This is a genomic window from Arthrobacter sp. SIMBA_036 (assembly GCF_046535135.1).
Lineage (GTDB): Bacteria > Actinomycetota > Actinomycetes > Actinomycetales > Micrococcaceae > Arthrobacter.
Window position 1 is genome coordinate 206,296 of record NZ_JAWRXG010000003.1, and the last position, 15,698, is coordinate 221,993.

Annotated in this window: 12 protein-coding genes; 7 read left to right on the top strand and 5 right to left on the bottom strand. The window is 62.3% G+C overall.

Annotated elements, in window-relative coordinates:
* Window positions 1-5: 5 nt before the first annotated feature.
* Entirely contained in the window at window positions 6-1,316 is a 1,311-nt protein-coding gene (locus SB659_RS05940) for a GNAT family N-acetyltransferase (RefSeq protein WP_410549870.1), read from the top strand.
* Window positions 1,317-1,517: 201 nt separating this feature from the next.
* Window positions 1,518-2,999 (top strand): 30S ribosomal protein S1, encoded by a 1,482-nt coding sequence (gene rpsA, locus SB659_RS05945; protein ID WP_167266766.1) that lies wholly within the window; start codon window positions 1,518-1,520, stop codon window positions 2,997-2,999.
* A 138-nt stretch (window positions 3,000-3,137) separates the two neighbouring features.
* On the opposite strand, the gene SB659_RS05950 is transcribed toward rpsA, so the two are convergent.
* Window positions 3,138-3,851: an IMPACT family protein gene (locus tag SB659_RS05950; RefSeq protein WP_284978402.1), complete on the bottom strand. Its 714-nt coding sequence runs from the start codon at window positions 3,849-3,851 to the stop codon at window positions 3,138-3,140.
* 22 nt (window positions 3,852-3,873) lie between these two features.
* Between SB659_RS05950 and coaE the strand changes: the two genes are divergently transcribed.
* From coaE to SB659_RS05965, 3 genes are all read left to right on the top strand, one after another.
* Window positions 3,874-5,112: a dephospho-CoA kinase gene (gene coaE / locus SB659_RS05955; protein ID WP_410549781.1), complete on the top strand. Its 1,239-nt coding sequence runs from the start codon at window positions 3,874-3,876 to the stop codon at window positions 5,110-5,112.
* A 29-nt stretch (window positions 5,113-5,141) separates the two neighbouring features.
* Window positions 5,142-7,241 (top strand): excinuclease ABC subunit UvrB, encoded by a 2,100-nt coding sequence (uvrB, locus tag SB659_RS05960; RefSeq protein ID WP_410549782.1) that lies wholly within the window; start codon window positions 5,142-5,144, stop codon window positions 7,239-7,241.
* Window positions 7,242-7,406: 165 nt separating this feature from the next.
* A complete protein-coding gene (locus SB659_RS05965; RefSeq protein ID WP_410549783.1) occupies window positions 7,407-8,435 on the top strand; it encodes a TerC family protein in 1,029 nt (342 codons plus the stop codon).
* Between the two features lie 70 nt (window positions 8,436-8,505).
* On the opposite strand, the gene SB659_RS05970 is transcribed toward SB659_RS05965, so the two are convergent.
* The 4 genes from SB659_RS05970 to SB659_RS05985 are packed head-to-tail and all read right to left on the bottom strand — an operon-like array spanning window position 8,506 to window position 14,329.
* On the bottom strand, window positions 8,506-9,864 hold the full coding sequence (locus tag SB659_RS05970; protein WP_410549784.1) for an alpha/beta fold hydrolase: 1,359 nt from the start codon (window positions 9,862-9,864) through the stop codon (window positions 8,506-8,508).
* Window positions 9,857-10,369, bottom strand: coding sequence for a GNAT family N-acetyltransferase (locus SB659_RS05975; protein WP_284978397.1), 513 nt, complete (start codon window positions 10,367-10,369; stop codon window positions 9,857-9,859). The genes SB659_RS05970 and SB659_RS05975 overlap by 8 nt, the downstream gene beginning before the upstream one ends.
* Before the next feature lie 44 nt (window positions 10,370-10,413).
* The gene (locus SB659_RS05980; protein ID WP_410549785.1) at window positions 10,414-11,784 is read right to left on the bottom strand and encodes a CoA transferase; all 1,371 of its coding nucleotides are present in this window, start codon (window positions 11,782-11,784) and stop codon (window positions 10,414-10,416) included.
* A 10-nt stretch (window positions 11,785-11,794) separates the two neighbouring features.
* The gene (locus tag SB659_RS05985; RefSeq protein WP_410549786.1) at window positions 11,795-14,329 is read right to left on the bottom strand and encodes a DEAD/DEAH box helicase; all 2,535 of its coding nucleotides are present in this window, start codon (window positions 14,327-14,329) and stop codon (window positions 11,795-11,797) included.
* A gap of 69 nt (window positions 14,330-14,398) precedes the next feature.
* On the opposite strand from SB659_RS05985, the gene SB659_RS05990 reads away from it, so the two are divergent.
* Both SB659_RS05990 and SB659_RS05995 read left to right on the top strand, forming a co-directional pair.
* Window positions 14,399-15,178, top strand: coding sequence for a trans-aconitate 2-methyltransferase (locus tag SB659_RS05990; protein WP_410549787.1), 780 nt, complete (start codon window positions 14,399-14,401; stop codon window positions 15,176-15,178).
* A 139-nt stretch (window positions 15,179-15,317) separates the two neighbouring features.
* On the top strand, window positions 15,318-15,698 hold the full coding sequence (locus SB659_RS05995) for a GntR family transcriptional regulator (protein WP_284974753.1): 381 nt from the start codon (window positions 15,318-15,320) through the stop codon (window positions 15,696-15,698).

The window sequence follows — 15,698 nt, forward strand, 5'->3', positions numbered from 1 at the left end:
CAGAGATTCCGGTCCAGTCCGTCCAGGCCGAATACACCGTGCGGCAATTTGGGGCCGCCGGCCCGGACGACCCCGGGTACCGACGTTGCGTGGACTGGATGCACGCGGTCTCCCACGGATTCCACGAGCAGCGGCGCACCGATGACCATGTGGCCAAGGCTTTAGCCAGCTACAAGGTGGACGGCCGCGAATTTACTGGCGTCTACGTCAGCGGCAACATGCCTCAACACGCCCTTGGCGCCGAGGTGCCGGTTGCCACGTACGCCACCATGCGCAAGAGCCTCAACGTTGGCCTCGGCCGACTCGTGAAAGCCCACTTGGTAACTGCTGTGACGGTGCGGGGGACGCATCGCCGCAAGGGGATTCTCCGCGGACTGATCACGGCGGACCTTGAGGGTGCCAAAGATGAGGGCTTGGCCATTGCCGCGTTGACTGCCTCCGAGGGGTCCATTTATGGCAGGTTCGGGTTCGGCGTCGCCACGTTCGAACGCTCAGTAGCGGTGGATACCGGCCCGCGTTTCCGGCTCAAGGGAGAACCGACGGGTCGAGGTCGAATGGAAGTCTCCGATCCCGCTGCGCTGTTGGAGGTGGCACCTGAGGTATTCCGACGCCTCCACCAAGTGACCCCCGGGTCGGTGGACCGGCAGGAGTATTACCGGCTTATTGCTTCCGGCCAGCTCGGCCGCGACGGAAAGCCCGACGCCGGTATTCGCACCGCCCTGCATTACGACGCTGCGGGAGCCGTGGACGGCTACGTTTCCTACCGCTTCAAGGGATGGGAGACCAAGCCGTTCACCATGGAAATCGTGGACCTCATTGCCGCCACCGACGCCGCGTACTTGGACATTTGGCGCTTCCTCGGAAGCCTTGACCTCATAGACCAAGTGACGTGGACCGAAGCGCCCGTGGATGACCCGTTAACATGGGCGCTGGAAGATCCACGCTGTGTCGCGTCCTCCGACGTGCGCGACATGCTGTGGCTGAGGGTTCTTGATGTGAAGGCCGCCCTGGAGGCCCGGACACTTTCTGCATCGGGAAAACTGGTGGTGGAGGTGACAGACGCTTTGGGTCTTGCCAACGGTACGTGGGTAGTTGAGTCCGACGCCGGTGCTCCCGCCGTCGTGGAGGAAGCGTCGGGTCAGTCCCCGGAACTGACAATGGACGTAGCCGATCTTGCATCCATCTACGTGGGTGCGGTGTCGCCGGTTACCTTGGCGGCCGCCGGGCGGATCCAAGAACACACTGCAGGCTCGGTTTTCCGGGCCCAGCAGCTGTTTGCCGTTGAGCGACCGTCACGGTGCGTCACGCACTTCTAGCAGTCCCGTTTCCGTTCGCCCTGCTTTTGACCCGGCTTTGCCAATGCGACTAGAATAAGCGGGCGTGTACTACGTGCATGCATCCATTTGTATTAATCCACAAATCAGGATGACCCGGCGCTTTGCCGTGTTCTGCCGTCCGGACCCGGGCGGCAGCGGTTTGCCTGACCGACTTACTATCCACAACGGAGCCCCTACTACATGACCATCACCTCCACCGAGAAGCCCGGCACCCCCGTAGTCGCCATTAACGACATCGGTACCGCTGAGGACTTCCTCGCAGCTGTCGACGCGACCATCAAGTACTTCAACGACGGTGACCTCGTCGAAGGTACCGTCGTCAAGGTCGACCGCGACGAAGTTCTGCTCGACATCGGTTACAAGACCGAAGGTGTCATCCCTTCCCGCGAGCTTTCCATCAAGCACGATGTTGACCCCGGTGACGTTGTCGCCGTTGGCGATCAGGTCGAAGCTTTGGTTCTCACCAAGGAAGACAAAGAAGGCCGTCTGATCCTCTCCAAGAAGCGTGCTCAGTACGAGCGTGCCTGGGGCGACATCGAGAAGGTCAAGGAAGAAGACGGTGTCGTTACCGGTACCGTCATCGAGGTTGTCAAGGGTGGCCTCATCCTGGACATCGGCCTGCGCGGCTTCCTGCCCGCATCCCTCGTCGAGATGCGTCGTGTCCGCGACCTGGCTCCGTACATCGGTCAGCAGATCGAAGCCAAGATCATCGAGCTGGACAAGAACCGCAACAACGTTGTGCTGTCCCGCCGTGCATGGCTCGAGCAGACCCAGTCCGAGGTCCGCTCCACGTTCCTCAACAAGCTGGAAAAGGGCCAGGTTCGTCCCGGCGTCGTGTCCTCCATCGTCAACTTCGGTGCCTTCGTGGACCTGGGTGGCGTGGACGGCCTCGTTCACGTTTCCGAGCTGTCCTGGAAGCACATCGACCACCCGTCCGAGGTTGTCGAGGTCGGCCAGGAAGTCACCGTCGAGGTCCTCGAAGTGGATCTGGACCGCGAGCGTGTCTCCCTGTCGCTCAAGGCTACGCAGGAAGATCCGTGGCAGACCTTCGCCCGCACCCACGCCCTGGGCCAGGTTGTTCCGGGTAAGGTCACCAAGCTGGTTCCGTTCGGTGCGTTCGTTCGCGTCGAAGACGGCATCGAAGGCCTCGTGCACATCTCCGAGCTGGCAGTCCGCCACGTTGAGCTCGCCGAGCAGGTTGTCTCCGTTGGCGACGAACTGTTCGTCAAGGTCATCGACATCGACCTCGAGCGTCGCCGCATCTCCCTCTCCCTCAAGCAGGCTAACGAGGGCGTTGACGCTGACAGCACCGAGTTCGATCCCGCTCTCTACGGCATGGCCGCTGAGTACGACGAAGAGGGCAACTACAAGTACCCCGAGGGCTTCGACCCCGAGTCGAACGAATGGCTCGAAGGGTACGAGAACCAGCGCGCAGCTTGGGAGCAGCAGTACGCTGACGCCCAGACCCGCTGGGAAGCCCACAAGAAGCAGGTTGCCCAGCACGCTGCTGACGACGCTGCTGCTGCCACATCCGGTGAGTCCGATTCCGGCACCACCAGCTACTCCTCGGAGCCGGCTGCTGCTGAGTCCAACACCGGCGGCGGCACCCTGGCATCTGACGAGGCGCTTGCCGCGCTGCGTGAGAAGCTGACCGGCAACTAATTCCGCCCTCCCTCACGGGATGTGCTGATAGCCGACAGAGGACCCTCGCCTTCGGGCGGGGGTCCTCTGCTTTAACCCGAGTCAGCTTTGAGGCAGGCCGTCCGTCCCCTATGGCAAACTAGCGCCGCGCGATCCACGTCACTCAAAGTCAACATCGACCCACTCCGCTCCTTCGGGCTGGAGTTCGACTGTGCCAGCGGTCAGGGACGAGACACGGGCGTGTGCGTCAGCAAGGTCCCGGGCGTCGTCGGGAAGGGCCAGACGAAGGACCGCATGGCTGGCCAGGTACTCCGTTGGTGCCATCACCAAACCGGCGGCCCGCAGTTCATTTTCCAAGCGGCCGGCATCAGAATGGCGGACTTCCATGGCACAGAGCCGCAACCGGCGGCGCCTCACCAGCGGCGCGAGATCCAAGGCGCTGGAAACGGACTCGGAGTACGCGCGAACAAGGCCTCCTGCGCCCAACAGGATGCCGCCGAAATAGCGCACCACGACGGCGGCAACGTCACTGAGGTGGCCGCCGTCGTTGGCTTCCTGGGTCCCACGGACGGCGGTCTCACGGCGTATGAGTGCCTCCAACATGGGCACGCCCGCCGTGCCGGAGGGTTCCCCGTCGTCGCTTGAGCGTTGGATCATCCGGTCAGGGCCTATGACAAATGCCGAGCAGTGATGCCGGGCGTCATGGAATTCGCGGCGCAGCTCGGCCACCAGGGAGCGGGCGCTTTCTTCAGTGGGGGAGCGCCGGAGGACAGTGATGAACCTGGAGCGACGGATATCCAGTTCGTGGCGGAAATCCGCGCCGGGAGCAAGAGTCGTGTAGCTGGTTGCCCGGCTCTCCTCCTCACTTTCCACCGCTTCAGTCTAGTGTTGAGGAGTGCTGAAGATCGGGCTTACGGGCGGTATCGCCTCAGGAAAATCGTTGGTGGCTTCCAGGTTGCAGGAACTTGGCGCGCTCCTTATCGACGCCGACCTCATTGCCCGCCGGGTGGTGGAGCGCGGGACTCCCGGGCTGGAGCGTGTGGTGGAGGCATTCGGCCCAAGCATCCTCACTGAGGACGGCGAGCTCGACAGGCCCAAACTGGGTGCCATCGTCTTCCGTGATCCATCACAGCGTGAGGTGCTCAACGGCATCGTCCACCCCCTCGTTCGCCAGAGCGCTGCCGCAACCATGGCACAGGCAACCGATAGTGACATCGTGGTTCAGGACATCCCGCTGCTCGTGGAAACCGGGCAGGGCAGCAACTTCCACTTGGTGGTGGTGGTGGACGCGCCTGAGGATATCCGGGTTCAACGGATGGTGGAGTTGAGGGGGATGACACCGGAAGAAGCACATTCACGGATTGCCGCCCAGGCTACGCGCCAAGCGCGCAACGAAGCTGCCGACGTCGTACTGGACAACGCGGGCGACCGGAACGATCTGCTGGCCGCGGTGGACGCGCTGTGGACGGATCGGCTCGTGGCCTTTGCCGAGAACATCAGCCGCGGCACCAGGGCCAGCAGGCAGGAGGGCCCGGTGATCGTCGAATCGGAGGAGGGCTGGCCCCGTGCCGCCCGAAGGTTGGCAGGACGGATATTGGCCGCTGCGCCGGGAGACATCCTGGCCGTGGACCACATCGGCTCGACGGCGGTCCCGGGATTAGCTGCGAAGGACGTCATCGACCTGCAAGCAACAGTCACAGACATGGCGACGGCGGATCGGATCGCTCCGCTCCTGGCGACGGCCGGATTCCCGAGGGTGCCAGCGGCGGATCGCGATACCCCGAAGCCTTCGGCACCGGACCCGGAACAGTGGCAGAAGCGCTTCCACGCCAATGCTGACCCCGGCAGGGCCGCCAATCTGCATGTTCGGGCGGCCGGGACGCCTGGTTGGCGATACGCGTTGTTGTTCCGCGATTGGCTGCTGGCGGAGCCCTACGCCGTCTCAGCGTATGAGGCGCATAAAAGGGACCTCGCGGACAAGCATGCCGGCGATTCCTCTACCGTTCCTTACGCTGATGCCAAGGAGCCGTGGTTTACGGAGGTGGCGTCGCCGCTCATGGATGAGTGGGCCGAACGCACGGGGTGGGAACCGCCGTCGTACTCCACTTCCGCTGAGCGCAAACGGGGCCAATAGCTGTCGGTGGGCAGGAGTAGATTGGATTCATGAGCCTCGCCCAGGAAATCAACCGTGTTGTCGCGCCCTTTGAAGTTGTCAGTGAGTACAAGCCTGCAGGCGATCAGCCTGCCGCGATTGCCGAACTGACCGAGCGGATCAACAACGGAGAGAAGGACGTCGTCCTCCTGGGTGCCACCGGTACGGGTAAGAGTGCCACCACGGCCTGGCTCATTGAACAGGTGCAGCGACCCACTCTGGTCATGGTTCAAAACAAGACCCTGGCGGCTCAGCTGGCCAACGAATTCCGGGAACTCCTGCCCAATAACGCGGTGGAGTACTTCGTGTCCTACTACGATTATTACCAGCCCGAAGCTTACGTCGCGCAAACGGACACGTTCATCGAGAAGGACTCCTCCATCAACGAGGAAGTGGAACGCCTCCGCCACTCCGCAACCAATGCCCTGTTGACGCGTCGCGACGTCATTGTGGTGGCCACCGTGTCCTGCATCTACGGTTTGGGAACACCGGAAGAGTACATCGCCGGGATGGTCACCCTGCGCAAGGGTGCGGAGATGAACCGGGACGTGCTCCTGCGGAAGTTCGTCTCGATGCAGTACGCCCGCAATGACATGGACTTCCACCGCGGCACGTTCCGGGTCCGCGGCGACACCGTGGAGATCATCCCCATGTATGAGGAACTTGCCATCCGCATTGAGTTCTTCGGGGACGAGATCGAGAACATCCAAACCCTTCATCCCTTGACGGGCGAAGTGCTCCGCGATGAGGAAGAGATGTATGTTTTCCCGGCCTCGCACTATGTTGCCGGCCCCGAGCGGATGGCCCGGGCCATCAAACGGATCGAGGACGAGCTGGCGGATCGATTGAAGGTCCTCGAGAGCCAGAACAAACTCGTGGAGGCTCAACGCTTGCGGATGCGCACCACATATGACCTCGAGATGATGCAGCAGATGGGTTTCTGCAACGGCATCGAGAACTATTCTTCGCATATTGATGGCCGTGGCCCGGGGACCGCCCCGCACTGCCTTCTTGATTATTTCCCTGAGGACTTCCTCTTGGTGGTTGACGAGTCGCACGTGACCATCCCGCAGATCGGGGCCATGTACGAGGGCGATATGTCACGTAAGCGCAACTTGGTGGACTTTGGTTTCCGGCTCCCGTCGGCCATGGATAACCGCCCCCTGAAATGGGATGAATTCCTTGAACGGATCGGTCAGACCGTCTACCTCTCGGCGACTCCAGGAAAGTACGAGCTCGGAAAGGCGGACGGCTACGTCCAGCAGATTATCCGGCCTACGGGCTTGATTGATCCCGAGGTGGTGGTCAAGCCCACCAAGGGCCAAATCGACGACCTCCTGGGCGAGATCCGCACCCGCACCGAAAAGAATGAGCGGGTGTTGGTCACCACGTTGACCAAGAGAATGGCCGAGGACCTCACCGACTATCTGGTGGGGCATGGCGTGAAAGTGGAGTACCTGCACTCGGATGTGGATACCTTGCGCCGGGTTGAGTTGCTTCGCGAGTTGCGCATGGGCGTCTTCGACGTGTTGGTTGGCATCAACCTGCTCCGGGAAGGCTTGGACTTGCCCGAGGTTTCCTTGGTGAGCATCCTCGACGCTGACAAGGAGGGCTTCCTTCGATCGTCCACGTCCTTGATCCAGACCATCGGCCGCGCGGCCCGCAACGTGTCCGGCCAGGTCCATATGTATGCCGACCGGATTACCGACTCGATGGCCCACGCCATCGAGGAGACCAACCGTCGTCGTGCCATCCAGGTCAAATACAACGCAGACCACGGTATCGACCCGCAGCCGTTGCGGAAGAAGATTGCCGACATCACGGATCAGCTGGCCAAGGAAGACGCGGACACCCAGGAATTGTTGAACAACAACCGTCTCGCCAAGGGTGCGAAGCGCGGCAAGTCAGCAGCCAAGGGTGCAGCCACTGTTCGCAAGGACGGGCTTTCCGCTGCGCCTGCCGAAGACCTGGTGGGACTGATCGAACAGCTGACCGAGCAAATGCACGGCGCAGCAGCGGAACTGCAATTCGAGGTTGCCGCGAGGATCCGGGACGAGGTCGGAGACCTCAAGCGAGAGCTACGGCAAATGCAGGCCGCCGGTCACGCCTAAGGTAAGCTGGAGCCTACGTAGGGGAGTATCCCAAGCGCTACGTCCGTCAGCACGCAAGGCATGGATGCCTCGCCGGACTTAGTGGGTCGCCAGCGGTGCAGTCAATGCATCCAGCAGGCCGGAGAGACTTACACCGCTTTCCCGTACCCTGCGAAAGGCCCTGTAATGGAGCTCCCCGTCTGGTTCGAGATCGGCTCATTCGTCGTCCTCGGAATCATTTTGCTGATTGACCTTCTCCTGGTGCTCAAGCGCCCCCACGCACCTTCAATGAAGGAAGCCGGACTGTGGGTCGGATTCTACGTTGCCTTGGCGATGATCTTCGCCGCTGCAATGTTCTACTTCACCGGCCCGGAATACGGCGGCCAGTTCATCGCCGGCTGGGTCACTGAGTACAGCCTGAGTATCGATAACCTGTTCGTCTTCATCATTATCATGGCGCGCTTCTCGGTGCCCCGGAAGTATCAGCAGGAAGTGTTGATGGTGGGCATCATCATCGCGCTGGTACTTCGCGGAATCTTCATAGCCTTGGGCGCTGTGGTCATTGAGCAGTTCAGCTGGATCTTCTACATCTTCGGAGCCTTCCTTTTGTGGACGGCCTGGAAGCAGGCGCGCGACACTGGTGAAGACGAGGAGGAGGGCGCCGAAAACCCGCTGATTGCCCGTCTACGCCGCGTGTTGCCGATGTCCGAAAAGTTCGACGGCGGCAAGCTCCGGACCGTGGTTGGGGGCAAGAAGGTTTTCACGCCCATGCTGATCGTTTTTGTGACCATCGGCCTCACTGACCTACTGTTCGCCGTCGACTCCATCCCGGCGATCTTTGGCCTCACTCAAAGCGCTTTCATCGTGTTTACGGCCAACATTTTCGCCCTGATGGGCCTACGTCAGCTGTATTTCCTACTCGGTGGGCTGATGACGCGTCTGGTTTACCTCAAGCACGCCTTGTCAATGATCTTGGCCTTCATCGGCGTCAAGCTGGTCCTCCACGCGATGCACGTCAACGAGCTTCCGTTCATCAACGGAGGCCATCACATCGCGTGGGCACCTGAGATTCCGACGTATGTCTCCTTGGCGGTCATCATGGGCACCATCGTCGTGGCCGTCATCGCCAGTTTGATGAGTCCAGCAGCCCGCCAGGCGAAGCTGGACGCGCGCCTGGAGGAGGACGCGAAGAAGAGTCACAGCCAAGCGGATTAGCCCGCATCAGCCGGTACGCAGCAGCGGCCGCGCACCAATGTGTGCACGGCCGCTGCTGGTCGGTCCTGGCTTAGGAGGCTGACCGGACCAGAGCCAAGAGACGCCCGAAAATACCTTCACCGTCTTCGCCGATGCCGTCGTGGTGGAAGTCGCCGGTCACCCAGCGTTCCAGTCCATGGACGGCCGCTGCTGTTTCCATTGAAAGCGCATGATCCACATAGATGTCGTCTTTATAGACTGCCGCCGCAACCGGGACGGTGTTCGCGGCCAGTTGACGACGGTCGTACAGCGGGCCCCAGTCGTCCTTTTCGGCCAGCAATGCAGCAACCTCGCGGAAGGGAACCAAGGCCGGATCCTGCTCGAAGTACCACGGATACACCATCTCGCCGGTTAGTAGTGGTGACTCCGCATCGGGCTGGAATTCCCCGAACTCCTCCAGCACCCGCCAGGCCGCCCAGCTAGTGGCCTGGCCTTGCCCATAAATAGACTCGTGCATAACGGCGTAGAGCGGATTTGCCGCTCGGCTGACCAGCCCCCGGACTTGTTCCAGAAATGCCTCGGACAGCCGAGGCCCTTCCGGTGTGGTGATGAAAGCGTCTTCCAGCAGGTAATGCAATGCATCAACCCGGGCGTTGCCGCCCAGGAATGAGCCCACCATTTGGAATCGCTCGGGGGTCAACCGCTCGCCGCTGGCCAGGTATTCCGGGACGTCCCGAAGATGGCACATGGTGCGGTTGACCTCGTCACGGTCCTCGGGGTACCAGGAAAAGTACTCGGAATTCCTGGCCGCTACCCTGCGAAAGGTTGCTTGGTACACACGATCAGCAGCGCCGTGCAGGGGAGCAAGGCCGCCGGTGATGAGAACTTCCCGTAAACCACCGGGTGCGAAAGACAGATACGTTAGGGCGCAAAATCCGCCGAAGCTCTGCCCCAACACCGACCAAGGCGCCGAGCCCAGCGTGCGCCTTATGTGCTCGGCGTCCGCCACGATCGAGTCAGCACGAAAATGCGTCAGGTATTCCGCTTGCGCCGCGGCGTTCCCGCGCAGTCTTAGCGACTGGTACTCCACCGGAGTGGACAGGCCAGTTCCACGCTGGTCCAGCATCAGGATACGGAACTCTTTGGCCGCCGCTTTCATCCAGCCGGACAGGGACGTAACCCTGTTCCCGCGTCCGCCCGGGCCTCCTTGGAGAAACAACAACCACGGCAGGTTTTCGGCCTCTTCCGGAGTGTGCTGCGTGGATGAATATTCGCGCGCGAACACGGTGATGGTCTCGCCGTCGTTGTCCGGCCGGCCATTGCTGGCAGGTGCGTGTACCAACGGCACCGTGAAGTAGTGCTCGACCGTGCGGAGACCACGGAATTCGTGGCGGCCCCGGATCAGGTGACCTTCAACCACCTGCTCTTCGGTCAGTTGGCCTTCAGCCACGAGCGAGGGCCGCGGAGGTCTGGGCCGCGGACGCGCCGTAGGATGCCAGCGCTTCACCGGTCAGCCGGAAAGTGGACCACTCATCCATGGAGTACGCGCCGAGGTTCTTGTAGAAGTTGATGGAAGGCTCGTTCCACTTAAGTACGCTCCACTCGACGCGTGCATAACCGCGTTCGACGGCGGTGGCGGCCAAGTGCTGGAGCAGGGCCTTGCCGTGTCCTTCCCCTCGCGCATCCGGCTCCACATAGAGGTCCTCGAGGTAGATGCCGTGAACTCCCTCCCAGGTGGAGTAATTCAGGAACCACAGGGCGAAGCCCTGAACGGTCCCGGCCGAGTTCTCGGCCATGGTGGCATACACCCGGGGGTTCTCACCGAAAAGTGCATCCGTGAGCATGGCAGGGGTGTTTTTTACCGCGTCCGGTTCCTTTTCATAGATCGCCAGATCATGGATCATGCGCAGGATCGCGGGGATGTCTTCAACGGTTGCAGGACGGATTACACTCATGCACCGAGCTTACTAGGGCAAGCCGAAGGGCAAGCCGGCGCAACTCACCACCAAGCAAGCGCGGACGAACCGTAGCTGACCGGCGGTTTAGTGAAGGCGAGCTGGACGCCGTCGACAAGAAGGGGAGGCCCGACGAAGCGTAGACGGCCGTAGTGGCTATCCAGGAAGTGGTACTCCGGCTCCGGCATACTTTCAGCCGGGACGGAACAATTGGCCGGTGTCAGGCGATAGAGTTCCTCGGCTGTGCGCGCCAACGACAGTCGAGCAGCGCCCCCCACCCCAGTGACGAGCCTTTCCGCCAACAGAGCCAGCACCGCAGCGGCCAAGCCGTAGCCCGTGGCGTGGTCAAGGGCTTGGACGGGCAGCGCTCCGGGCCTCCAGCCGTTTTTAGCTTCCGTTCCGTACTGGGCCGCGATTCCGCAGGCCGCCTGCACCAGGCTGTCAAAACCACGGCGTCCGTCCCATGGGCCACCACGGCCCCAGGCGCTCAATGTCGCAACCACGGTTCCGTGGTTCCGGGACATCAGGGAGTCCGGGTCCAATCCGAAACGCTGCAATGCGCCATCGCGATATCCGCTCACCACGACGTCGGCAGAGGCCGCAAGTGCCTGCACCCGTTCCACAACGCGATCGTCGCGGAAGTCAGCCACCGTGCTGCGCTTGTTGAATCCTGAATCAATGAACGCATCAGGCAGTTCAGGGATGGAGGGGGGATCGATGCGGAGGACGTCTGCGCCCAATGCAGCAAGGACGCGGGTAGCCGTGGGGCCGGCGATGACCCGGGTCAAGTCCAAGACTTTGAGGTGCGCCAGCGGTGTCATGGGGTCTGTTGACGGAAGCCACGACGACGGGCGATGCTCCCCGGATTTCGGTGGAGGGATGAAACTGATCCAGGGCCCGGAGCGTGCCGCTTGGTACATCGGGCTCATGAGCCATTCCCTGCGTGTCCGTACAGCAGCGGCTACACCACCGGCCGCCACAATGGCGTGCTCTGCATCCACCGCTGCCTGGGACAGCAGGGCGCGCACCACACCTTCAGGGTCCGAGGCACCAACTGCGGCCATCAAGGCGGCGGCGTGGTGCGGGTAATTGGCATGGAGCCGGATCCAGCCGTCTAAGGTTTGCCGGAATCCTGACATGGGTCCAAAGCTCTGTGGCTCTCGCCCGTCAACTCGCAGGTGTGCCAGCGAATTGAAGGCAGCCGAGGCCGCAGAGGACGAGACCGTGTACCTTTCCGCCGCGCCGGTCAGGGCGTCCAGTGCGGTTGCGGTGGCCTGCACGGCACCCAAGGCAAGACCTTCGACGTCGAGCGGTCCATCCCACCAGCGTCGCGGACCTGCAACCGGCGCCGGTGGCTGCCCATCAAGGGCAGCCAACTGGCGGAGACTGGCGGTGAGGTCCGGAACTGAAGCCACAGCTCTGGTCCTAGAGCCTGTTCACGTCCGTGACGCGGACTGCTGCCGTTCCGGTTTCATCGGAGGCAGCCAGGTCGATTTCCGCGGAGATTCCCCAGTCATGGTTGTGGGCTGGGTCGTCGAAGATTTGGCGGACCTTCCAGATGCCGGGTTCTTCGGTGATGATCAGGAGCCCGGGCCCCCGGGCATCGGGACCGGTGCCAATGTCGTCGTGTTCGTCGAAATAGTCGTCCAGGACTTCTTCCCAACGCTCGGCGTCCCAGCCGGCCTCGGCATCCAGTTCACCCAAGGCGACCGAATCCTCGTCCGCGAAGAGCTCCACCCTGCGGAACATTTCGTTCCTGACCATCACCCGGAATGCCCGGGCATTGGACGTCAGGGACGGCGGCAGCGGCGGCGGAGCATCGTGCGGAGTAGGGGTGAGGCCGGAAGTGAGCTCTTCCCATTCGTCCAACAGGCTGGAGTCCACTTGGCGCACCAGTTCACCCAGCCATGCAATAAGGTCCTCAAGGTCCTCGCGGAGCAAGTCTTGGGGGACGGTCTGCCTGAGGGCGCGGTAGCCGTCAGCGAGGTATCGCAACACGATGCCCTCGGAGCGGGCCAGACCGTAAAACTGGACAAACTCGCCGAAGTTCATGGCGCGCTCGTACATATCCCGGATGATCGATTTCGGTGCCAGCTCGAAGTCTCCCACCCAAGGCGCGGCTTTCCGGTAGACCTCGAACGCCTCGCCGAGTATCTCCGCCAAGGGCATCGGGTAGGTGACCTCGTCCAGCAGGGCCATGCGTTGGTCGTACTCCATACCCTCGGCCTTCATTGCCGCCACGGCCTCGCCGCGTGCTTTCTTCTGCTGGGCCGAGAGTATCTGACGTGGCTTTTCCAGTGTGGATTCGATGACCGAAACAACGTCAAGGGCATACGACGGCGACTCCGGGTCCAAGAGCTCGAGCGCGGCCAAAGCGAAAGGCGAAAGGGGCTGGTTGAGGGCGAAGTTTGCTTGCAGGTGCACTGTCAGCCGCACAGACCGGCCCTCGGCGTCGCGCTCATCGTCCGGGATGCGTTCCACTACCCCCGCGGCCAGGAGTTCCCGGTAGATTCCGAGTGCCTTCTTCATCAGCTTCAACTGGGCCGGACGGCTTTCATGGTTTTCAGTGAGCAAGCGGCGCGCTGCGTGGAAGGGGTCTCCGGGCCGTTCCATGACGTTCAGCAGCATGGCGTGGGAAACGGAGAAGCTGGAGGTGAGGGGATCCGGGACGGACTCCACCAGTCTCTTAAACGTAGGTTCGCCCCAGGACACAAAGCCCTCTGGCGGCTTCTTCTTGACCACTTGCCGGAGCTTCTTCTGGTCATCGCCGAACTTGGCAGTGGCCTTGGCCATGGCTTTGGTGTTTTCCACCACGTGCTCCGGCGCCTGCACCACCACCGTGCCCGCGGTGTCGTAACCCGCCCTGCCGGCACGGCCGGCAATTTGGTGGAACTCACGGGAGTTGAGCACCCGGGTGCGTACGCCGTCGTACTTGCTCAATGCCGTGAGCAGCACGGTTCGGATGGGGACGTTGATGCCCACACCCAAAGTGTCGGTACCGCAAATCACTTTCAGGAGGCCGGCCTGTGCAAGCTGTTCCACCAAGCGCCGGTACTTCGGCAGCATGCCGGCGTGATGCACGCCTATGCCGTGCCGGACCAGCCTGTTGAGGGTCTTGCCGAACCCGGCGGCGAAGCGGAAACCCGCGATGAGCTCGGCGATCCGGTCCTTTTCGTCCCGGCTGCACATATTGATGCTCATCAGGTTCTGGGCGCGCTCGATCGCTTCGGCCTGACTGAAATGCACCACATAGACCGGCACCTGCTTGGTGGCGAGAAGTTCTTCCAACGTCTCGTGGACCGGGGTCAGGTGGTAGTAGTAATGGAGCGGAATGGGTCGTTCAGCTGAGCTGACAGTAGTTGTTGCGCGCCCCGTGAGCTCGGACAGTCCTGCTTCGAACCGGGATACGTCCCCGAGGGTGGCGGACATTAACAGGAATTGGGCCTGCGGCAGTTCCAGCAGCGGTACTTGCCACGCCCAGCCGCGCTGCGGATCAGAGTAGAAATGGAATTCATCCATGATCACAGCGCCCAGTTCCGCTGCAGCGCCCTCGCGCAAGGCAATATTGGCCAGGATCTCGGCCGTGCAACAGATGATGGGCGCGTCTTGGTTAACCCCTGAGTCTCCCGTAATCATGCCAACGTTTTCCGCCCCAAAAATCTCACACAGGGCAAAGAACTTTTCCGACACCAATGCCTTGATCGGTGCGGTGTAGTAGCTGCGACGGCCGCGGGACATTGCTTCGAAGTGGGCGGCGATAGCTACCAGGGATTTACCCGAGCCGGTGGGGGTGGCGAGGATGACGTTGGCACCTGAGGCAAGCTCCATGATGGCCTCGTCCTGGGCAGGGTAAAGCTGCAGCCCCCGGCTTTCGGTCCATTCCACAAAACGCGTGTATATCTCGTCGGGCCCAAGGGAATCGGCATCGGCGGAACCGGGAAGCTGCTCAAGAAGTTTCATTGGTTTCCAGCTTAGTGCCCGCACGGTTTAGGCTCAGCCCAAGAGTGATGGGTGAGCGAGGGGCTTTTCGTGAAATGGGATCCGGCCGTTTACAGGCAGTTCGGCGATCATCGGGACCGGCCGTTCCATGACCTCCTTGCCCGGGTAGGGGCGGACCGGCCGCACACGGTGGTGGACCTCGGATGCGGTACCGGCCACCTGACTGCCATTTTGGCTGCTCGCTGGCCGGACGCCCGGATTGTAGGGGTGGATTCCTCGGAGGAGATGCTTACCAAGGCCCGGGCCGATGCGGCCGTGACCCGCTACATGGAGTTTCACCTGGGTGATATCTCGGAGTGGGAGCCCGATGCCGAGACCGACGTGGTGGTGACCAACGCCGCGCTCCAGTGGGTGCCGGGACACGAAAAGATGCTGGCGGACTGGTTGCAGGCGCTGAAGCCAGGCGCTTGGTTCGCCCTTCAGGTGCCGGGCAATTTCACCTCCCCATCGCATGTCTTGATGCGGCGGCTCGCCGAGTCCGCCCGATGGCGAACACGCTTGGGTGGGGTGCTGAGGCACGATGGCGCTGTTGCCGCCCCGTCCGATTACCTTGGCATCATGCTCGACGCCGGATGCGAGGCTGACGCTTGGGAAACCACCTACCAGCAACTGTTGCCCGGGGAGAACCCCGTCCTTGAATGGGTGCGGGGGACTGGGCTGCGGCCTGTCCTCGCTGCCTTGACGGGGGAGGAAGCCGCAGAGTTCGAACAGGAATACTCAGAGCTGCTCCGGGATGCGTACCCGGCCACAGCGCACGGAACGGTGTTCCCGTTCCGGCGCATCTTCGCAGTGGCCCGTAAGGGCTCATGAGCATGTCGGGTGGTAGACCCTTGTTCCAGACCGCCGTCTTGTCCCGGGCCGCCGTCGCTGGTCTAATTCTTGGCATGGATGAAGGTAGTTTCGTGCCGCCGCAGGGCGGGTCCGCGTCAAGGCTTGCCCGGGTCCCGCGATGAGCCCGGCGGACGATTTCCCGGGTACGTGGCGGCCAAACTCCAGCAGTGCAGTCGCCCTCTTTGACCAACTGAGGCTTCGCATTATCGAGCTGGTTGACTCCGGGGTGCTTGCCGTCGGCGCCAAACTGCCTCCGGTGCGGAACCTCGCCGGCGCGTTGGACGTGGCGCCGCATACGGTTGCCCGCGCCTACAAGGAATTGGAGGCTGCCGGCGTCGTCGCTACCCGGGGCCGCAATGGAACCATCGTGTGCCCGAGGGATGACCGTTGGGGTGCGCTGGCAAGTGTTGCCGCTGAATACGCTGCGGCGTCCAAAGCCCAAGGTGCCTCCTTTGCCGAAGCGGTCCAACTCCTGGCTGCGGCCTACGATGCGGACTGA

Bases quoted from the DNA above. Each gene is read 5' to 3' on its own strand.
- SB659_RS05965 (WP_410549783.1), top strand. From the start codon at position 7,407: ATGGAGCTCCCCGTCTGGTTCGAGATCGGCTCATTCGTCGTCCTCGGA.
- SB659_RS05985 (WP_410549786.1), bottom strand. From the start codon at position 14,329: ATGAAACTTCTTGAGCAGCTTCCCGGTTCCGCCGATGCCGATTCCCTT.
- SB659_RS05975 (WP_284978397.1), bottom strand. From the start codon at position 10,369: ATGAGTGTAATCCGTCCTGCAACCGTTGAAGACATCCCCGCGATCCTG.
- rpsA (WP_167266766.1), top strand. From the start codon at position 1,518: ATGACCATCACCTCCACCGAGAAGCCCGGCACCCCCGTAGTCGCCATT.
- uvrB (WP_410549782.1), top strand. From the start codon at position 5,142: ATGAGCCTCGCCCAGGAAATCAACCGTGTTGTCGCGCCCTTTGAAGTT.
- SB659_RS05995 (WP_284974753.1), top strand. From the start codon at position 15,318: ATGAGCCCGGCGGACGATTTCCCGGGTACGTGGCGGCCAAACTCCAGC.